Below are 21,184 nucleotides of genomic sequence, written 5' to 3'. Positions count from 1 at the left end.
TTTATTTATTATACCCGGCAGCTTTTAAAAGATTCCAGATATTTTCTAGATAATTATTTTGAAAACCACTGTTTGCTATTTCTGTATCAATATTATTATTCAAATTATTTTGCATAGTTTGTGCAGCAGTTTTATCACCTTTGTTATCTAATGCACTTACGACCTCATTCATATTATGATATTGTCCATTAATAACATTTTTCCATATATCATCATCTTGACGATTATTACTCATAAAATCAACTAACTGATTACTAAGTGTTACAAGATTTTTGTTATAGGAAAAAGCCACAGAGTAATCACCAGATTCTTTAATATCATTGATTTTATAATAACTGCTGTTAACATTACCTATTACGGATTTACCAGTAACCTTATCCATATCTTTTAAAAATTTATACATGTCATTCGTATAATTGAAACGTGATTTTGCACTATAGAAATTCCATTCAGTAGATTGTGCAAATAATTTATTATAATGTTCTTTATCGGTATTAGTTCCCTCAAACAATGCTTTAATTTCCTGATAAGCAGTACCATCAAGAGGATTAACATTAGGATCTAAAGCTAAATTGGTTTTAGGATCCTCATGTCCAAGATAAGCTAATGTAGCATATATATATGAGCTCCCCTCACCAATACCAAAAATGTTTTGAGTGCGCATAAATTCAGCTTTATAAGTAATACCATTCATTATAACAGTATCTTTATTAACTTTTGTTGATTTTGATTCTGTAATCTTATGCGTTTTTAGAAAGCTCTTAATCTCATCGTTTAATTTTTGCATCTCGTCATCAGATAATGTTCTAGGTGTTAAATCTAATAGATAGGATGGAGAAGTTTCTGTTTTATCATTTGTAGTATTTGTTTTATTACTAGCAGGACTTACTACTGGATTAGTAGCTTTTATAGCATTTGTTGTATTGTTTACCATCATGGCTAGGTCACACTCCCTTGTTATTATAAAAATATTNTCCGTACAAACAATGCAATAGAGCGCCTTAACCGTGAGATACGGCGCCGGACGCGTGTTGTTGGCACTTTCCCCGATGGGGAAAGTGCATTAATGCTGGTCTGTGCGAGACTTCGCCATGTTGTTAACTCTCAATGAGGTTGTAAAAAATACATGGATATGAAGCATCTTTATGGATGTAATGCGGATACAATTCTCGACTGATTTTTACATGGATGAGATTTATGAATTTGCGAAAGAACGTTGACAGTACCTCAGAAAATCATCTAGCAAAAGATTAATATTAGTACCGTTTACACCTGCTGTCGTTTTACCATGATTATTTGCCCCCTTCATATGAAAAGAATCCCCATGCCAGTTAAGGCATAGGGATTCTTATGGTGTCATGTAAATAATATATCATTTCGGATATAGCTCATTTGATAGATCTTATTGGGTCATACGATTAAATCATTGAAATCCGCTTATTAATAACGAAAAAGATAAGCGCCCCTAATGCTTTGACTGAATTATAGGCGAAATTACATTTTATGGAGTGTTATTTGCTTTGATTTCAACCGACAAAATAAAATCTGCCATCGTCATTGCTGAATTTACAAAAAGGCGAGCGTGATGTTCGTCAATGTGAATTCTATTTGATCCCACACCGTGGGCATCACTGTCTTTGTTACGCATTTCCGCAATTGCAGAAACAATATTATTTAAGCCAGAAAGTAATGTCTTGATTCTTCTGTCGGTATTTCCATCGGTGTGCATATTATAAAGTGTTCTGACCTGCTTGTATAATTTTCCTATATCTCCACTGTCCGAGGGTGTTTCATCTTTTTTCTCTATGAGATAACAAAATGTTTCCTCAAGTAGTGTTCTTGATTTCGTGATGGCACTATCAAAATTTTGCTGTTCCACATCCTGCATGGCACGCCCGGAAATACTTTTTATATACTCCCGGTCGATAGATTTTATCTGCGGTACCTGCACTTCAACTTTACTGCCGATTGCTCTGACAATAAATCGATTGCCTATAACCGTCAATTCATTTCCTCCAAAATATAGCATGCCATTGATTTCCTGTATAATTTCAGTGGTGATATGTCTATAGGCAGCATTAATTTCATCTACTCCATGCCCGGACAACATTTTTGCAAATTGTTCTTTTCCAAAAAGATATGCCAGTAAATCAGAGCATCTGTTATGTTTCATGCAGTATTTCATCAAATTATCAAGGTATTGGCAACGACTGAGATTTTTGGCGTCCTTGCCCCATGAATAGGACATCGGCAAACCGAACAATGTGGATACACCACAAAGGTCTGGTCCGCTCAAATACGGCATAGCAATAGGTACTGTTGAACCATCCCCGAATTCATATGTGCTGTATTTTTTATCACCATTAAGAATAGCAATGATTTCCTTCGTTTTCAATAATTCATACAGATTGGTTTCTTTAACTTTCATATGTGTCACCCTTATTCAACCAAAGTATCGCACAACAGCACTAATACATCAAAGCTTTCAGTAGTTCGCTCTGCATGGTCTAAAGCTTGATTGTTGTAATCATATGTATCGCATAACTCATGAATCTCAGCTCTTCTTTTACAAAGCACTAATTCAAGATAGGTCTCAGAGTTTTCCTGCATATCCGCAATACGATTCGTCCGGAAATCCAACTGAATCAGTCCGGCCTTTTACAAAGTGCAGTTCATATACAGCGTGTTCAGCTCCGGTGTATCAAAGCCGATCGGCAGCTGATTGGCGACAACATTATGGTTTTTATTTTGTTTATTTGTTTAATTTTATTCTCCAACTGACCATTTTTATACTTTAAAGCTCGGACTATTATTCTCTGAAAGCAATTGCCCATTAAACATGGTCTTTTCTACACTATGATATATACTCATAGCACTAGAATATCCCCCACAAAATTCGGGTTCTATTGCAATAGTCATCCCCGAAAGCCGTGGCAGTATAAATTGCATTAAATCGCTTTGAGGGTCCAGCGTAGCTATTATTTCGTCTGTTGGAACTAAAGATAATTCACTCCCGCCTCCACAAGGATCAAGACTTTCCGTGAAATAATCTAAATCAATATCAAGATATACTTTATCAACGCCTATATGTTTTTTTAAAGAATTATACATATCTTTAGCATTATCAAAACTATATATTTTGTGAATGTTACCAAACATGTCCTTAAATGGTTTGTGTAAATCTGGCTCTTGTTTACGAACTAAAAAAATATCAGATATTAAATTTAAATATGCGGCACTAAGAATATGTCCATCATTGTGAGGATGCAACTTTGCCCAAGAAAAGAAAGCGATATCACCCTTTTTCTCTAAATCAAGGTTTTTAAGTTCCTCCTTCTCATCTTTATTGGGAGCCGCCGTATCTTCGTGCCAATCAAACGAAACCAAGGTCGGTGGCGGTGAAATCGGAGGGGTACTATATTCTATCCCTGTACTCCATAACGCCCAATAATAAAAGGCTACTCTGTGTTCATGAAATACAGCCACTTCAATTGCATCTTTCGTAAAAGGATGTTCCATAATACTTATATAGGCTCCCATAGGAGTAAGAAAATCAGCTATATCCATCGCTATCTCCCTATTAGTTAATTTTTGTTTAGTTTATATATACATGAATTTATGAGAATATATAATTCTTCGTAACTCTTATATTCCATAACAAAATGGTCTTTAAAAATCCCTCGTAATCTTGGTTCCCAAAATGATGCATGGTATCCTGTTCCGTAAATATAGCTAGATAGCTTTTCAATATAATAGGCATATCCATTTTGTAATTTATTCGTTGATGGATATAAGGCATCATAATCAACTCCATCATATTCCAAGGCTTGTAATGAATTATATATTTGCTTCACTACGGGCTTCAAGGCTTTTTTATATTCATCTACCATTTTTTTATTTTCTTTATCAATAATTGGAGTGGTAAAAAACATAATCAACCTGCCTATAAGGATTTTATGCAAATCTAGTCTTTTACTAGACTCGATTTGTAATATCTCCAGTTGCTTACATATATCATCATTTTCCTTAATAAAAATATGGTTCATTTCTTGCTTATATGCTTTATATTGCCTATCTATTTCATCCATAAGCTGATTTAAATAGCCATACCGCTTCTCCAAAAACTTATTCAGCTCATTTACTTTTAAATACATACTGCGAGATCCATTTCCAACTTTATTGCTGTAAAGAATCACACTATACTCACCGAGGATATCTCCTGACCAACTTGCAAAGTATTTCTCGCCCTTTTCTCTCCCATTGAGATTTACAGGATGAGCTCCGAAAGATGCCCTTAATGTCTTAAAATAGTTATTGTCATCTTCATCCAGTATCTTTCCATCAAAACACTCATTCTCATTTTTAAAAGGTATATCAGTAATATTATACAGTACTCTATGTATCTGCTGGATTCCCTCCCAAACCACATCAATACTTGCGATATATGCAAACATTTCCATACTATGTTTATAATTTCTCGTCCCATCTTTTATATCAGAAATGTATTCCATACCAACGGTTATCCAATCCATTGCAGAGCAGATACAGCTCCACTGGTCTTTGCCTTGTACGTCATGATATTTAAAATGGACAAAATCATGCTCTTCAACTTTTATGCGAAAATCATGTATTAATTGTAGATCTAAATCATTCACTATAAAACCACCTTAAACAAAAAATCAACAGATAACTATTGGAAACGTACGTCTTAAAAATTTCGTTTTTAAACAAGTTGAAAATATCACGTTTTGTTATTTCACTAATCCAATTCACAATTTTAACTAGTCCTTCTTTCATAAGTATCCCACAGAAAACTAACAAAAGTTATGCTTTTTCCAACAGCAAGCTTAGCATTCCGCTCTTCAAGATCTTTATATGTAGAACTTTTCCCATGTACACTACCATAGGGATTAGAATATCATCCCCCATAAATAACTGCTTATTTTGCTTTCATAATACATGTAGTTATTTTTCTTCTGGACTTCGATTATTAACCTCTTTAAAAGATCTTATCTTATTAAATTGCTTTACCCATTTATGAAATATTGGTGCTGTTAACTCATATTCAAGAATAATTTCATTGTATAGTTTTCTTATAAGATGGCATTACGATTCAAAAACAATTATAATGTTTTATAATGACTACTACAATGAAAAACACAACAAAGGCTGCCAAAAAGTTATATATCAAACACCCCTCCATCAACTCAACTTTCTATCATAACCCATAAAAATATAGAATTTGAAGGTACACCTAAACGTCACTATTTAGAACACAATTATATAATCTTTTATGATGGCGTAGATTTGAACCAGCCTATCATTGTATTCACCCTCGGTAAAATAACTAATAGAAAGGATCAACATTTCATGGAACAACTTAAAGAATTTATTGCAACAGTCAAGAGTCATACACCCAACAACTGTACCCGCATTTTTTTTTCTAGAAAGGTTTCATCAAACGGAAATACAAAATATGTTACACATCAGCCGACTGTAAGCAATGAAGTTCAACTGGTCATTCTTAATACTGTATTTCCTTATATTGAAGCTCAATTAGAAAAAGATTCGATCGTTGCTTATAATCCCATCGGTGTATTAGACGGAGAACTTGAAAAAATCTCGATTACACAAATCCCAATGTTTTCCGAGTTTATTGATAGTATTGATACTCAAAATTTATACCGTGAAATGGATTCATTGAAAATTGATAAAATAGGATTCTATTGTATCGAAGTGAATGTCGATGGCTCCCCCCTATATATTTTTAGGAAATTCCAAAAACTAAAGAAACTTAGAAGTGGCATCTTAACTAGAATTGCAAACAATGCCCTCAATGTAATTGAAAATGACTTTTTAGGTATTGACGAATTTACAGATATGATTGCCTTTGGAGATGATTTGTTTTTACTGAATCATATCTCACTTGAACGAATTTTTGACTATCGAGATGAGTTTCTTAGGAAAACCAATGAAGCACTTGGCGAAATTCTCAGTAAAGATGTTCTTGTTAATATTGAGCAATTCACGGAAGATTGTTGTAGCGATATAAGAATTATGAAGAGATTTACAACAATAATGACCAAAGATCGATTACCTATGTTTTTTGACAATTATGATAAAGTCCCTGAAATCGTATCTGAACTTGGACTTGATATTGATTTTAATGAGCAAGGAAAGCTGATATACCGTGAACGTTGCCAACTATTTCATATTGTCAATTTGCTATCAGATTCCTATTTCAAATCACTTCTTGCAAATAGAACAGGCGTTGCAATGATAGAAGGTGAAGTCTAAATGTTAACAACGGTTTCTATATGGATTTTGTATACTGCATCGTATTTGCCAATATATATATTTTTTTTATTCCGTTTATTATCGTTTAAACAATGCACATTTTCGATAGAATGCTTGCTTTATCCCTGGAATCTACATCCAATTATTTTCTCTATACTAATTTTTCTCACAGTTTTCTCTATTACAGTTTTCTTTATTATTGTATATCGAAAATCTTTTTTATTTAGTCCGTCGGAACGTATTTATGGAAAACTATCCAAAAATACAACTAGCGAAATGACCGCCTTCTTTATTCCATATATTCTTTCTATTCTTAGCATCAATTTTGATTACTCCGGGGCTGCAATTTTTATTATTATTTTCTTACTATGTGGAATTATAATTCTTCAAACAGATTGGCTTAGATTATGTCCGATTTTCTTTTACGCTGGATATAAATTATACATCGATGAAAATGAAACCTACATTCTATCTCGGTTAAAAATCGAACAGTTCAACCAAATACTAATGGATGAAACTAACGGTATAGAAGCGACGCCTTTATCTCCCAATCTCTATATAGTAACAAGAAAAAATTTTTGAAAAAACCAAAAATGTAACCTATTTTTGCTAAAATCCCATGGATTGACGTTGGAATATCAAAAATCATGAAAATCTATACCACCATAATGGTACTTGTTATCCTAGCTGTCAATCGGACAGTCGGAGCATTTCTAAATCGATTGGCTTTTATTCACACTCTGAAAAAGTACACCATCAGAAAATGACCTTGTTCCAACTACGCTTTCATCCAATCCATGTTAGGGCTATATCTATAGGGACGAAGTAAAACAATTTAAACAGCAAATCATTTTTATGAAAGACCATCCGACTTACACAACCTTATTTTACACTTTGAAAAAATTCATACATTTGCATAATATTAGCTTTTGGATTGGTAATATTTTCCCAAACAAATTTTTAGAGGAATGCCTACCTAAATTTTACTGGGCGGTTATATCATACGCACCAATGGTAAATATTCTATTTTTCAATTTACACTAATATTTGCTATACTTCAACAATTTACAATATGTTCGATACGCTTACTGCACATATACAATCATTGACTAATTTACAGCAAACATAGTATTCGTTCATCAATCTCACACTCTACATATTCAGAAATATACGGCAGACAAGCTTCAAAATCGCTACGGCGCATATTCGTTAAATCCCGTACCTTGCGCCATGTCAACGTAACACTACCATCTTTGATCTGACGTACAGCCCAAACTACTTCTCTAGCCCAATATTGCTCTTGTGATTCCTCATGCTGCTGTATCTCAGCAAGGCATTTTGGTAGATGCAAAGATATTTTTTTACTGGAAAGTTGCAGGATTCTCTCAACAGCAAAAGTAGTAACCTTTTTAGGTCTGGTTGTTCCATCACCCTGCAACTGGCGGATAGCATCTTTTACAAGCGGTAGTGTATCTTCATCAATTTGCTGCCAGTTTTGAGGCTTAGGGCCGCTTTTGAGTGACGTTTTAGCTGGCTTGTGATATGTTCCATACCGCCTTTCACCAATGGTCTTAACAATTCCATACGGAGCACTAAGCATTTTTGCAATTTCAGGATACTTCAAACCCCGTTCATGAAGTTTATAAACTTTTTCATCAAAAAGCTGTTGCTGTGATTTCTTTGGAAGTTCCATATGCACCATTTCATCTGTGCTAATGTCGAGAAACATAGCCATGAGACAAATTTCATAGAAGTTCACTCTATCATTCGTCAACACCTTCTGTATCTGCGCTAACTCCGTAAACCTATTTTTGGATAAGGCCATATAATATTCTTTAAATTCCTCATGAAATAATGCAATATTTCTCTGCTCTCCACGGACAGACCTATATTTTGTATAAGCCATTTTAGAGTGAAGGAACTCACCAACCATAACACCTGAATCCATATCAACATCAGCTTGAAAAACCGTTGCCATATATGTGGCAACGTGGATTTCAATTTCGTTATCCGCAAATACGCATGATTCCGATTGCGGTATCATTTCCTCAGCTGTTTTTAAAGAGGGCGTAGCTTGACCACTAATTATCACATCACTGTCTATCAAGTAACACCGATGAATCGGACACATACGAATCCCTATTATCTGATGAATCCGATGCCAGTATGCTTCTCCATATTGTTCTCTATCATTAGCTGCACAAGCTGGACAGTAGCGCAAACAGCGAACTTCGCCATTCTTGCTTTGAGGTATCGGTAGCAGGTTATGGTAATTCCCCTTCATAGATACCAAGGATTGAAATGCTTTTTGTCTGCGCTTTTTCGGCAAAAAACGCCCATAACTAGAAAACATGGTGTGTTTTTCAACGACCGCTTCCATAGGCATATTTCTTGTTATAGCCTGTACTGCGGCAAGAGTATAATTATTGATAAAATCCATATCCGGGCGTACAGTCTTTGATGCAAACAATTCTTCTGCCGCAAAAGTATAGGCCATGTATCCGGATTTCGTATAATATCGTGCCAGCTGACTATAAAGCAGTTCATCTGGATATGCAGTAGGAAAATACGCTATCATACCGCTACCTCCACAACAGGCATATTGGACTTTAAAAGCTGCACAATATCCATATTTTCATTCTTGGCTTTAGCAACCAAATCAGCAATACTAACACGATCATCTAAAGTTTCATTTTCAGCAGTATGGACAATCGCTTTTTTCTTGATTTTAGTTGTCTGCTTGCCCACTGAAACAGACGGCTGAATATAGCCATGAAGCAGAGATAACCGTTGTTGATAGGCTTCATTTAAAGAGTCCAGATTCAAGATTTCTTTGCCATTCAAAATAGCAATTTCCTGTGCATCATGAAGCAACGCTACCACAACCGATGTAATTCCTGCGCTATGTTCATAAAGCCACGCAATAATTCCATCTGTGATTTCCGTTCTCTTTTGCACATATTGATACTGAAACATAACCTTGCAAAAGTTTTGAAAATAGTTGTCATTACTCATAGTCGTATACTGTAATCCCACGGAACGCCGTGCAAGCTGCATTGCCGATTCAAAGAATCTGCTGCTTTCAGGAGTGCCGACCATACAGATGCTGATTCCGCTGTTATTAATAAGCTGCGTCAAAGCTCCAATTAAGCTTTTGCCATTTTTACTGTTAGCAACATTCTGAATCTCATCTACCACCAGCATACCAATATGATTAAGAGCAACTTGACTGACAGAACCAATGAGCATATCTGTCGTAGCCCTTGCCCTTAAAGCATTTTGATAATATTTGCTGTCTAAAACCTCATCAACTTTGCGCAGAACCTCCAATAATAACCCCTTTACTGAGGAATCAAACGGGCATTGCACGATTATACATGGAATGATATGTGTATACGGATTTTCAGCTTCTATCACTCGATTCTCTGTAATCAGCTTAATAGCCCTGCTAATCGCACTGCTTTTACCTATTCCAGATGTGCCGATAATGGTAAAACTATCCGATCCACCCATGATACCACTGTACTCTTGCTGTACGATAGCTCTATAGTTTTGATTTTGTTGCTGTACTGCCAGCTTTGTTCCCTTTTTCTGCATGGATCGCAAAAGAGCCAAGTACAATTTACTATAGATTTCCAGCGACATCTGCGAAGGAATATATATCCTGTACAAGTCGGATAGCATCATAAGCCTTACGGAAGTATCTGTGTTGCGGCTTTCAGGATTGTACTCCGGCAATATTTCCAATGCAGCTATTAATGAATCCCCTGACTTCATGTGAGGCAGGACGTTGATAATGTCTGAAAGATTTATCATGACTTAGCTCCTTCCATATAATTTCTATGGCGTTTATGCTGTTCACATTTGCGGTTATCTCGAATATTTTTTACGCTCACATCGCCACTGCGCCTGGCACTACCAGCGATTATCTCAATGTGCCGCGCAAGATGAATCTGAGCCTGTAGATTATTCTGATTAGCTCCTTTGGTAATCGATCTCTGCGCTGTCTGTAACTCCTGTACGGCAATCAAATCTTTACCCTCAAATCTAGATTCAATAATGGTAAATTTAGCATATATTCCATTTTCCAATAGCCATACAGAAGTAACATCCTCTGGATTATAGGCAACGGTAACTTCACCGCCTTTAAGATACTGCTCTGTATACCCGTCACAGTGATAGCGCATTTTGTTTACTTTTAAGCCAAATATGCTGAATTTACCCATAGTTCTCGGCAATAGCGTAAGTATAAGCTCTTCAGCACTTACTTCAATCAAATTGGCACCGATTTGGGATTTACCCCAGTTCCAGATACAGCTTGCATGAGGTTTTACATTTTCAGCAATCATGGATTCGGTATAGGGAAACTTCTCAAGTGTCCGTTGAGAGTTGTAATACATGATGCAATGAAGGATAATTTTCTCAAAATCCACCATGGTCAAGCAAGCATCTTTCCGGTAGTCATGCGCTCCCCTTTCTTGATAATCAACTTCAATTACCCCTTTGCCTTTCAGATGCTTTTTATAGGTTGACTGAACCACATCAAAGAATTTCTCCACCATGCCTTTCAACTCAGGTCTATAGGATGGAAGATTGACTATTTTAACGCCCAATTCTGCAATTTGCTCAAAGTTTTCCGATTTGTATTCACTTCCCATATCCGTAACCAACGTCGCAGGAAGTTTATCGCAAGACCAACCTTCTGCATTTATAGAAATGCCAAACTGCTTACACCAAGCAGCTTTATCCGCTATAACATTCAGCATCAGTCCCCGAAGGCTATATACGCCACCAGACCACGATAGGACATAGCCGCAACATACACCGCTGTAAGCATCAATGCAAGCAGTCAATATTGGCCTTCCTACAATATTACCAATATCATTAACGAGGTAAATATCGCATATGGTAGAATCCAGCATTCCCACGCCAATAGCAGGAGCAAATGATTGTACACCATCGCCAATAAGCGGTCTGTTATTTCTCTGGTAATTCTTTAATCCATTTCTAGAAATATAAAAGTTCTGCATCTTCTTTGTCTTACGGTAGAAATAACGAAATTGATAAAAGGAAGGATACGCATCTGCTAAAACGCCCATACTGTCACAATATTTCTCTTTGAGCATCATGGTATAAGCAGTCATAAGGGATTGTTTTTTCGTAGTATAGAAGAACTTATTCAAAGCCCATCGTATATTTTTTTCATCCTGTGTCAGTTCTGTATCATCCCTCTGCTTCCGCGGGGCAAGAACTGTTATATTCATATAGGCTAAATACAGGCACAAATAGATCCGAATAGTCTGCTTTGATATATTATTTTCTATAGCTGTAGAACTGATAACTTTAGCACGCATTCTTTCATCCGCTATAAACGGTAGAATCGGTGCAATCAACGTATAGCGGTCATACATTACTTTTCTCTGCTCAGCATCCAAAGCATCAATATCAGTGACGGTAAAATTCGTAGTCTGAATCAAACCTTCACCAGTGCATTGGGCAAAGGAATCCAAAGTCGAAGATGCCACCCATACAGGCATAGTCCGTTTGATGCAGTCGATCATGAGGATTTTATCCGGCTTTATCTCTAAAACCCTGATAATGCTATTACCATCCTTCAACAAATCATGCTTCTTCATCGATGACCAGCCCCCAATCTGTAACTCCATGCCGTAACCAGTATTCCCTTGAAGCATCCAATAATTTGACCATAAGCGGCTTCAGTAGAAACTTACGAAATACACATTCTCGCACCATCAAATCATTATCCGACTTGACGCAGACAAAATCCGAAGTATATTGGTCAATGTCCCGCCCAGTAAGCGGGACATTGCACCGTATCTCTTTTACTTCATCACTCGTTTGCAGAATATCTGCATAGGCGTATTGGATCGCATCGTATGTCCTACATACTTCATTGCACTTTCCAATGACACGTTTTTCACAACGACCTTTAAAATTTTTCTTCCTCACCTTTGCAAAACCTCCATATTAGGAACGCTCTGCTGCTTGACTCCATTTTCCCAAAAGTACTTCCCAAAAATGAAAAGGGGCGGTTTTTGGGGAATTGGAGATTCCGTTTTTGGGAAACAGAAATTCATGACCATATTCTCCCGCCCCGTATTACGGGCGTTTTAAGCTAATACTCGTGAAAATCAAAGCAATATGCTTTTTCCCAAAAAGCATAAAAGAAACTATCACCATGTCGCGGGGCACTGCCGTTTATTCTGTAAAGGGCATTTTTCTTTATTCTCTCTGGCTTTGCCAGACATGCCCGCCACTCCATGGTGAACGCTCTTTTTCAGCAAGCAGAAATCCCTGTATTTTCGCGGGTTGAGGATAAAAAAAGACCCTGCATAAGCTTCGCTAAAAGCTTTTATGCAAGGTCTTTTTGTCTATGTCGGCCCCAATCGGTAAAAACGGGAATAGTCTTATTTACCGTCACGGCCGTGACAACTTCTTTATTCCCATTCAATAGTAGCAGGTGGTTTAGATGTCACATCATAAACTACTCTATTTACACCCGGAACCTCATTTACTATACGGCGGGACACTTTATCAATGACTTCATAAGGAATACGAGCCCATTCCGAGGTCATGGCATCAGAACTGGTAACAGCCCGCAGTGCCACAGTGTGACAATAAGTCCGCATGTCACCCATTACGCCAACTGATTTTATATTAGGCAAACAGGCGAAGTACTGCCAGATTTTTTCTGAAAGACCGGCTTTGGCAATTTCATCACGAAAAATTGCATCTGCTTCCCGCGTTACCGCTAATTTTTCCTCAGTTACTTCACCAAGGACACGTATGGCAAGCCCAGGCCCTGGAAATGGCTGACGCCATACCAAATCATGCGGTATACCGAGTTTTTCTCCCACTGCGCGAACTTCGTCTTTAAATAACTCACGCAATGGTTCAACAAGAGAAAACTGCATATCTTTCGGCAATCCACCGACATTATGATGACTTTTGATAGTAGCTGATGTTTTTGTGCCGCTTTCAACCACATCAGGATAAATAGTTCCCTGCACCAAAAAATCTATCTGTCCAAGTTTATTGGCTTCTTCTTCAAAAACACGAATAAATTCTTCACCGATAATCTTACGCTTTCTTTCCGGATCGGAAACACCCTTTAATTTACCGAGAAATCTTGCCTGGGCATTGACACGAATGAAATTCATATCAAATTTATCTTTAAATACCTTTTCAACCTGGTCTCCCTCATCTTTACGAAGCAGCCCATGGTCAACAAAGATGCAGACCAACTGCCTACCGACTGCTTTGTGTGTTATAACAGCGGCAACAGAGGAATCAACACCACCAGACAAAGCGCACAAAACCTTTTTATCTCCGACAATTCTTTTTATCTGATTTATCTTACTTTCGGCAAATGCTGCCATATTCCAGTTTCCCTTTACCTGACAAACATCAAATAAAAAATTTTCCAGCATTTTTTTACCAAAAGGTGTATGTTCTACTTCCGGATGAAACTGTACACCATATATCCTGCGTTGATCATTTGCCATTGCAGTGACCGGTCCTGTATGTGTCTGCGCAATAACAGTAAAATTTTTCGGTGCTTTTGCTACATAGTCACGATGACTCATCCAACAAGTATTTTCTTTTTCGATATCCTTAAATAATTTTACCGTATTATCAAGTGTTAATACTGTTTTACCATATTCACCTGTTTCAGCATGTGTAACAGTTCCGCCTAATTCGTTGGCAATGATCTGATGCCCATAACAGATACCAAGAACCGGTACATTTATATCAAATAAGCCATCTACAGCTTGCGGTGTGTCTTTTGCATATACGCTGGCTGGTCCTCCTGTAAGAATTATTCCTTTAGGATTTTTGGCCTTTATTTTTTCAAGTGAATAATCATATGGCACTATTTCACAGTACACGCCGCATTCTCTGACTCGACGGGCAATTAATTGATTATACTGGCCGCCAAAATCAATTACAAGTACAATTTCATTGGTATCAGTCAAAGTAAGTCCTCCTATAAGTATAAGTTTTTACAACATAATTAATAATAAAAAAAGGTAAAAAGATGCTCTCCCTACAGCAACAGTTTACTATGTAATGCTGTCTGCTGTAAAGAGAGCAGGAATAATTTCTATAAATAAAATTAAGCCTTGCCTTCGCATCCAAGGACATCGGTTATTTTATGTTTAACAAGTTCCTTTATATATGCTCTAGCTGGTGACAAGTACTGGCGTGGATCAAAATGTTCCGGATGTGCTACCATATACTCACGAATGCCCGCAGTCAATGCCAACCGCAAATCGGAATCAATATTTATTTTACATACAGCTGATTTAGCTGCTTTTCTCAATTGTTCTTCCGGAATACCAACGGCATCAGCCAATTTACCGCCATTGTCATTAATTATTTTTACATATTTGGGAATAACTGACGACGCTCCGTGCAATACGATTGGGAAGTTTGGCAAGCGTTTTTCAACTTCTTCTAAAATATCAAAACGAAGTGGTGGTGGTACTAAAACACCATCAGCATTTTTAGTGCACTGTTCCGGTGTGAATTTAAAAGCCCCATGGCTTGTCCCAATAGCAATAGCCAAAGAGTCAACTCCAGTGGATTTTACAAATTCTTCAACTTCTTCAGGCTGTGTATAAGAAGAATCTTCTGCAGTTACATGAACATCATCTTCTATGCCGGCCAGTCTGCCTAATTCACCTTCAACAACAACGCCTTTTCCATGGGCATAATCAACAACGCGCTTAGTAAGTTCAACATTATCCTTAAAACTATGTTTTGAACCATCAATCATTACGGAGGTAAAACCACCGTCGATGCAAGCTTTACAAATATCGAAGTCAGCGCCATGATCAAGGTGCAATGCAATTGGCAGATCTGTATCTTCGATTGCTGCTTCAACCAGTTTAGTCAGGTAGACATGTTTTGCATATTTGCGTGCACCAGCGGATACCTGAAGAATCAAAGGTGCATTTTCTTCTTTGGCTGCTTCAGTGATTCCCTGGATGATTTCCATGTTATTTACGTTAAATGCGCCAATAGCATAGCCGCCTTCATAAGCTTTTTGAAACATTTCTGTAGTGGTTACTTTTGCCATTACTAATACCTCCAACTTATAATGTAAGTGTCTTATAAAATTATATCACAATTACACGCCTTTTGTATAATTTGGCAAAAATAATTGTAAATTTTATAATTATTTTGTCGTTATACTTTATACTTACACTTTTAACAGACAGATAACAGTAATAGTCTACTTACGTTCAGCAAAAAATACGCTACATTAACACTCGCACAAGTTCAAATAATATCATTAGTATTATATCTTATATTTTGTTATCAAAAAATTAATATAACTTTGATATTATCATATGTCATGTGTTATAATAAGATTCAAAAGGAGATACTAATGAATGGATTATTAACTAACCTCGACAAAATACATACCACCGAATTGGGTATCAAACGTATAACCAAAAATCTAAACCTTGATACACCTGATGTCATTGCATGGTGCAGATCACAAATAAAGGATGCGCGCAGCATAGTCAAAACAGGAAAAAATTGGTATGTTTACAGCGAGGACATAGTGCTAACCATCAATAGTTATAGTTTCACGATAATTACGGCACACAAAGAAAAAAGAAAATAAATTAGCTCTTCCATTAACAGATATATTGCCATAATTTGACATAACAGCTGATTACTGTTATCCCTATAAGGATGCAGCTGCACCATGGAGACGTAAAGTTTTCGATGGTGGCAGATGTTGCATAAGGCCCTATATATCAGCCACTTATTGGTTCATAAACTTTTAAAATTTATGTCCAAATAGGGGTAGGGTGGTAAAATACAATAACAACGATTTACGTAAGCGGCTATCTTATTACAAGATAGCCGCTTTTATTTTTCTTCGTGAACAACTCGAGTGGTATAATGATGAGAAATTCATTATAGGGGGGCGATTAGCTTATGAAAATATCAACGAGAATAGGAATTAAATCATTTCTTATTTACACTAAGAGTTTAGACAGAAAAACTGATAAAGAAGCATATTTAGATTTGCTGGAATCAATGATAATCTCTTCAGACGTAAATTCATCAAAGTCCATAGAGGTTGAGAGTAATAATATAGCATTTCTGAGTGATGAAGAGTTAATTCGGATTGGGAAAATAATTATCGAAGAAGAAAATCTATCGGAATATTATAATCAGTTGATGCATCAGGATGATTTTTTTTACGAATTTAAAAAAACTTATAATACATACTTAAAAAAAGCGTTTGAACCAACTAAAAAAGCCTTTGATGATTATAATGCATATCTTTCAAGTATTGCAGAATCCGCAGCATTAAAATTTTCGGAACTTAAGAATGTGATGGTTAGTATCGCAAAATCAATTGATATAGAGCTTCTAAGAAAAAAAGTTAATAAAGCGGAACGTTTTAATAATATTGCTATTGATTTGGAATGATTTCCGACAGCAGTAGGAAATCAATTATCGCTTGATGATGTTATTAACATCGTAACTCTGTACGATTCTGAAGGAAAAGAAAAGGCCAAGGCAGTTATTGACCTTTTGTTTGTTAAACTATATGGTGCAAATGAAATTAATAGATTATATGCTGGATGGGAAAAGAATACTCTCTTAAAAAGTAGATTACCAGTTTTAAGGGAGGGAATTGATGCACATTTAGGAAAGCATTTTAACGCTTCTGTATGTACAATATTGCCACAAATAGAAGGGGTTATTCATGATATCATTCCAATGACTGTAAAAAAAATCTATAAGAAAGATTTAGATGCTGTTGTCGTATCTGTTGTCGATAGTAAGGATTTTAATCAAACTACAAAGAAATTTTATTTTAAAATTGTTTTACAAGAATTTCGGCATGGTGACGAAATTCCAGTTCTTAGTCGGTATGCTATTTTACATGGAGAAGATACAAATTTTGGAACAGAAGTTAATTCATTAAAATTAATATTGTTGTTTGATTTTTTACAGGCACAAATAGCAGAACATAAAATCGACTGAGTTTATAAGAAAGATTACTTTGATGAAGATTAAAAAGCAAAAGAACAATTTCAATCCATATTAGATTTCAAGAAAATATAATTTATAAGCAATCGTCTTATAATAAGATAATCGCTTTTTTATTTGTATATATTGCTAATCTACCTATCAGTTAATTAACATAACAAAGCTATGGTCGCCCATACAATGACAGATGTGCGACGCTGTAGATATTCTTTCTGCATAACTTGATTTTACGAAGCGGTTGCATACTTATCGTATCTGTTTCGATTAGATCGCCGATGACAGTGCCGGTATATACACGGTTCCCGATAACACAATGGTCCCATGAACTTGACTCATTTATATCAAATTTTTTAACAGATAGCGTTTCAAGATCCATGACAGCCATCTTTCCGTTGCTTATATTTATATACGCACTTCTCTCATCGAACCTGACGACGCCTAAATCAGACGACAGATTTTCACCGAGCCGCATAACTTCAATTACTTGCAGATTATTTTTATCAAGGACATACAGGTCGCAAAAATCAGTGAGGACAATATATTTTCCACAAATTGAAAAAGCGCGTGCTTTGCCGTCCTTTTTGAAGATAATGTTTTGTGCCGTCGGGCTCATGTCAATGAAATCACACTTACAAAAAGTACGTTTACAGCGTATATATAGAAATTGCCCGTCCGCAGCCATATTTAGACCATCGTTTTCCAAATTGAGTATTTTTATCGCATCCATAAAATATCCTTTCTGTATAAAAATATAAGTAATCTGAAATTCAAATGTCTAAATTGTTTTTAGTATAACATAAACAATAAACGACCATGCTAAAATAGATGGGTCTTGGATAATAGTTCTTGGTGCCAATTGTTTGCGCCTTTTTGAAAAATTGCTTCATATAAAAAATCAGTAAGCAAGATAATCTCATTATTTTTAATAGGTCTAATATTCATTTTTTCGTTACTACCTTTCTTGCAGCTAATATAAATAATACAAGCAAATTCATATGTATTATAATTCGATATTTTCATTAGCTTCGCAATTCTAACTCACTTCTGTCCAAGTTGGCCCGAAGTGCCGTACTTTCCCGGGCTATCGTTCTCCGCCTTGTCCCACGCAATAAAAAATTCATCCATGGAAGCGTATCGGGCAGCCCTATCAACGGAAACTGCTTTTAACACGGTATCATAGCACGACTTGCTTAATTCCCATTTCTCAAGCGAGCAAGGGGTGAAAGCATTTTCGTCGTATCTTCGCTGTATATCTGCGTCTGTGAAATTGCCAAAGAAACTAAATAGCAACGCCCCGAGCGTATATACATTTGTTGCTTCGTCAATTACAGCACCCTTCACATATTCTTCCGGGGCTTTCAATCTCTTTGTGCCAAAAAAGTCCTCACCCATATCATTTATTGCCGGCTTTTTTCTAAAAAAATCAATGTCGCATATGGTTGTGATATCGGTTGAAAAATCGTACAGTATGCTTCCGTCATAAAAATCTACAGCGACATAGTTTCTTTTTGCCACAGTAGATAAAAAGGAAAATAACACTTTCACGGACTTAATCCTTTTTTTAAGTGGCAACTGCTTGAATCGTTTGGCAGGCGGCACTATCTGAGGATTATTATGGTATTTCTCAAAATTCCAATAATCAAACAAACAATCCCCCTCTGTCCATTTGAATACAGCAATATAAATTTCTCCAAGAGAATAGTGCTTTACCAGTTCAATTAAGTTTGGATGTTTTATATTCTCGTATATAAGCATTGCTTTTTTTAATGAAGCAACAGCTTCTTCCGGTGTTCTGACTGATTCAATGGTTTTTAATCCTGCCACTTTAACAAAATATCTTTCTTTGCCGTCATCAATACCGAAACTAATGTTACCAGAATCATTTTGTGAAAATACACAGAAAATCTTGCCCAATGAATTGAGCCATGAAAAATCGTGCCATTTTTTCATTTGAAACTCAATATTTCCCAAATTAATATTAACCATCATTTCCTCCATATATCTGCTCTACGGTTCGCTATATTTCGCAGTAGGGTGTACGAGACTGCCTGTGCGGAACACTATTTTTCCCTGATAATATTACCCATAAAGTTAAGAGCTGAGGTTGTTTTGCAGTTTTTGGTATGCTATAATGCATAATTTTATTATAATAACATATTTTAAGCAAAGAGAATACTATGCACTCACCAGCATTAACGATACAGATCCGTTCAAAAGCTTCGGCACGTTTTTTCTGAAAGACTTTTGAACCCTCAAAATGCTTGGTGCGTCTTTCCATCGACAACTTGTTTTATAGGGGCAACCCATGCAATCTTCACAAGCATACATTGTCTTTTCGGCAAGATAGCCCGTCTTGCTCTTACTTCTACGAATTCCGATTTTTGTGATCTTCTTTCCGTTATAGCAGGTGCAGCTATCGGTTTCTGCATCATAGGCCAGATTTCCACGCCGTCCAATGTCCTTACTGTAGGGTTGTGTCTGACTCTTTTCATAATTGGCAGGCTTGATGTAGGCGATATAATCCTGCTTTTCCAGATACAGATAATTTTCTTTGCTCTCATACCCAGCATCGGCCGCGATATTTTTATATCACAAATACTAATTTGCATTGGCCCTGCAGGTATTTTAACTTCCGCCAGAGTTTTTTTGAGATGATACATACGGACAGCTCCTCCGTGAGGAATGTGGATGCCGAAATTATCCTCTGCTTGTGCAAAGAATGCAGAGATCTTATCCATGAGTTTCTGCTGATTCCAGGTCGTTGCCTTCTTCCAAACGAAGGTATACTTATTAGCAGCAGCTTCTATCTTTGTACCATCAATGAACAAATTCTCTAAAAAAAGCTCACCACAATCTGCCAAGATGCCATCAAACTGAGTGAAAACTTCTTTTGCCAGTTGTGCAACATGGAGACTGCGGAAGCGGGCAATGTTCGCATGGTAAGGAGCTGGTTTTCCTTCCATGAGATACATGAAATTAATATCCCGTCTGCAGGCCCGCTCAATGCTTCTGGCAGAGTAAATATGGTTCATGTAAGCATAAAGTAAGATTTTAAGCATCTGTCTTGGGTTTGCCTGATTTTTCCCGTAACGGGAATAGGGCTGATACAGCTTTTGCAAATTTATCTTCTCAACAATTTGTCCCAGCAGCCGAACAGATTCATCTTTTGGAATAAGATATTCAATATTTAGAGGAAACTTTAATTGATAAGCGCCGCCATTCATTGTATAATCTTTTTGTGTAAATTCGTTTAATGACATAGGTAAATTCTACCCCGAACCTCGAACTTTTCGAAGTCCGGGGTTTATCTTTTACACAGAGAAAAAGGAGTGCCACACTAATTTCTTAGTGCGACACCCCCTTCTTGCCGGTTAGTGCTTATCTCAATTAACTTGGTTAAATGTGTATTATAGATAACTATGGATCATCCAATTCTGCTGGAGAACATGGACTTTGAAGATATACCTTTGAAATATTGTTTCCTGTTCTCTTGACATTAACTTTAGATAAGTCCACCCTATATCTCAGTGAGTAAACTCAATATGTAATAGCGATTGCAAATAAGCATAACACTAATGGCTTTGTAAAGTAAACATGAAAGATTAACAAATGGGAACAGCCAATTACTTCAAGCAACGAACAAAAGCTTGTGTTTACTTCTGGCAGAAAGATTGAGCCCTGCAACTTGTGCCGGAGTCAAACTGTTAAGAGCGGAATGAGGACGGACAAAATTGTAAAAAAAGAGAAAAACCGCGATAAGATTGTTGACGGAATTGAAAGAAGAAAATCCCTGTTTGGTTTTATACCATGCCTTGAACTGCTTGTTAAAGCATTCGATCAG

19 protein-coding genes and 2 pseudogenes are annotated in these 21,184 nt (G+C 36.5%); 5 read left to right on the top strand and 16 right to left on the bottom strand.

The annotated features are described in order from the left end of the window. Position 1: 1 nt before the first annotated feature. A complete protein-coding gene (locus I6751_RS09195; RefSeq protein ID WP_196599088.1) occupies positions 2 to 937 on the bottom strand; it encodes an SH2 domain-containing protein in 936 nt (311 codons plus the stop codon). Positions 938 to 970: 33 nt separating this feature from the next. Here I6751_RS09195 and I6751_RS09190 point away from each other — a divergent pair, with 33 nt between their 5' ends. Further along, positions 971 to 1,111, top strand: coding sequence for a transposase (locus I6751_RS09190; RefSeq protein WP_330998720.1), 141 nt, complete (start codon positions 971 to 973; stop codon positions 1,109 to 1,111). A gap of 390 nt (positions 1,112 to 1,501) precedes the next feature. Here the strand turns inward: I6751_RS09190 and I6751_RS09185 are convergent, their stop codons facing one another. The 4 genes and pseudogenes from I6751_RS09185 to I6751_RS14125 form a co-directional block, all read right to left on the bottom strand. Next, entirely contained in the window at positions 1,502 to 2,428 is a 927-nt protein-coding gene (locus I6751_RS09185; RefSeq protein WP_196599087.1) for an abortive infection family protein, read from the bottom strand. Positions 2,429 to 2,787: 359 nt separating this feature from the next. After that, positions 2,788 to 3,567, bottom strand: coding sequence for a UPF0489 family protein (locus I6751_RS09180; RefSeq protein ID WP_196599086.1), 780 nt, complete (start codon positions 3,565 to 3,567; stop codon positions 2,788 to 2,790). A gap of 17 nt (positions 3,568 to 3,584) precedes the next feature. Beyond that, the gene (locus tag I6751_RS09175; protein WP_196599085.1) at positions 3,585 to 4,655 is read right to left on the bottom strand and encodes a hypothetical protein; all 1,071 of its coding nucleotides are present in this window, start codon (positions 4,653 to 4,655) and stop codon (positions 3,585 to 3,587) included. Positions 4,656 to 4,777: 122 nt separating this feature from the next. After that, positions 4,778 to 4,903 (bottom strand): annotated as a pseudogene (locus tag I6751_RS14125) (abortive infection family protein); the annotation flags it as partial. 467 nt (positions 4,904 to 5,370) lie between these two features. Here I6751_RS14125 and I6751_RS09165 point away from each other — a divergent pair. After that, on the top strand, positions 5,371 to 6,297 hold the full coding sequence (locus tag I6751_RS09165; protein WP_196599084.1) for a Kiwa anti-phage protein KwaB-like domain-containing protein: 927 nt from the start codon (positions 5,371 to 5,373) through the stop codon (positions 6,295 to 6,297). 1,114 nt (positions 6,298 to 7,411) lie between these two features. Here I6751_RS09165 and I6751_RS09160 read toward each other — a convergent pair. The 6 genes from I6751_RS09160 to fba form a co-directional block, all read right to left on the bottom strand. Beyond that, on the bottom strand, positions 7,412 to 8,875 hold the full coding sequence (locus tag I6751_RS09160; RefSeq protein WP_196599083.1) for a TniQ family protein: 1,464 nt from the start codon (positions 8,873 to 8,875) through the stop codon (positions 7,412 to 7,414). After that, a complete protein-coding gene (locus tag I6751_RS09155) occupies positions 8,872 to 10,113 on the bottom strand; it encodes a TniB family NTP-binding protein (protein ID WP_196599082.1) in 1,242 nt (413 codons plus the stop codon). Before I6751_RS09155 ends, I6751_RS09160 begins: the two co-directional genes overlap by 4 nt. Then, positions 10,110 to 11,858, bottom strand: coding sequence for a Mu transposase C-terminal domain-containing protein (locus I6751_RS09150; protein WP_231038035.1), 1,749 nt, complete (start codon positions 11,856 to 11,858; stop codon positions 10,110 to 10,112). Before I6751_RS09150 ends, I6751_RS09155 begins: the two co-directional genes overlap by 4 nt. A gap of 61 nt (positions 11,859 to 11,919) precedes the next feature. Continuing rightward, entirely contained in the window at positions 11,920 to 12,267 is a 348-nt protein-coding gene (locus tag I6751_RS09145; protein WP_196599080.1) for a hypothetical protein, read from the bottom strand. A 488-nt stretch (positions 12,268 to 12,755) separates the two neighbouring features. Beyond that, positions 12,756 to 14,294, bottom strand: coding sequence for a glutamine-hydrolyzing GMP synthase (guaA, locus tag I6751_RS09140; RefSeq protein ID WP_196592237.1), 1,539 nt, complete (start codon positions 14,292 to 14,294; stop codon positions 12,756 to 12,758). A 140-nt stretch (positions 14,295 to 14,434) separates the two neighbouring features. After that, complete coding sequence (gene fba / locus I6751_RS09135; RefSeq protein WP_196592238.1) at positions 14,435 to 15,400, bottom strand: class II fructose-1,6-bisphosphate aldolase; 966 nt, start codon at positions 15,398 to 15,400, stop codon at positions 14,435 to 14,437. 312 nt (positions 15,401 to 15,712) lie between these two features. On the opposite strand from fba, the gene I6751_RS09130 reads away from it, so the two are divergent. The 3 genes from I6751_RS09130 to I6751_RS09120 all read left to right on the top strand — a co-directional run bounded on the left by I6751_RS09130 (position 15,713) and on the right by I6751_RS09120 (position 17,337). After that, positions 15,713 to 15,955, top strand: a complete 243-nt coding sequence (locus tag I6751_RS09130) for a DUF3781 domain-containing protein (protein WP_196592240.1) — start codon at positions 15,713 to 15,715, stop codon at positions 15,953 to 15,955. Positions 15,956 to 16,275: 320 nt separating this feature from the next. After that, positions 16,276 to 16,776 carry a hypothetical protein gene (locus I6751_RS09125; RefSeq protein ID WP_196592242.1) on the top strand — a complete coding sequence of 167 codons (501 nt, stop codon included), beginning with the start codon at positions 16,276 to 16,278 and terminating at the stop codon, positions 16,774 to 16,776. A 105-nt stretch (positions 16,777 to 16,881) separates the two neighbouring features. Further along, entirely contained in the window at positions 16,882 to 17,337 is a 456-nt protein-coding gene (locus tag I6751_RS09120) for a hypothetical protein (RefSeq protein WP_196592243.1), read from the top strand. 169 nt (positions 17,338 to 17,506) lie between these two features. Here I6751_RS09120 and I6751_RS09115 read toward each other — a convergent pair whose 3' ends face one another. The 5 genes and pseudogenes from I6751_RS09115 to I6751_RS09100 all read right to left on the bottom strand — a co-directional run. Next, on the bottom strand, positions 17,507 to 18,070 hold the full coding sequence (locus I6751_RS09115) for a hypothetical protein (protein WP_196592245.1): 564 nt from the start codon (positions 18,068 to 18,070) through the stop codon (positions 17,507 to 17,509). Between the two features lie 311 nt (positions 18,071 to 18,381). Continuing rightward, entirely contained in the window at positions 18,382 to 19,332 is a 951-nt protein-coding gene (locus I6751_RS09110; protein WP_196591332.1) for a hypothetical protein, read from the bottom strand. Between the two features lie 186 nt (positions 19,333 to 19,518). After that, positions 19,519 to 19,716 (bottom strand): transposase, encoded by a 198-nt coding sequence (locus I6751_RS14120; protein WP_414153202.1) that lies wholly within the window; start codon positions 19,714 to 19,716, stop codon positions 19,519 to 19,521. 557 nt (positions 19,717 to 20,273) lie between these two features. Next, positions 20,274 to 20,375: pseudogene (locus I6751_RS14115) on the bottom strand (hypothetical protein); the annotation flags it as partial. A 596-nt stretch (positions 20,376 to 20,971) separates the two neighbouring features. Continuing rightward, on the bottom strand, positions 20,972 to 21,184 hold a 213-nt coding region (locus I6751_RS09100; protein WP_196599079.1), incomplete at its 5' end, for an integrase core domain-containing protein.

The sequence above is a fragment of the Pectinatus frisingensis genome (genome assembly GCF_015732285.1).
In the GTDB taxonomy this organism is placed as follows: domain Bacteria; phylum Bacillota; class Negativicutes; order Selenomonadales; family Selenomonadaceae; genus Pectinatus; species Pectinatus frisingensis.
This window is presented reverse-complemented; position numbering and strand designations above follow the sequence as displayed.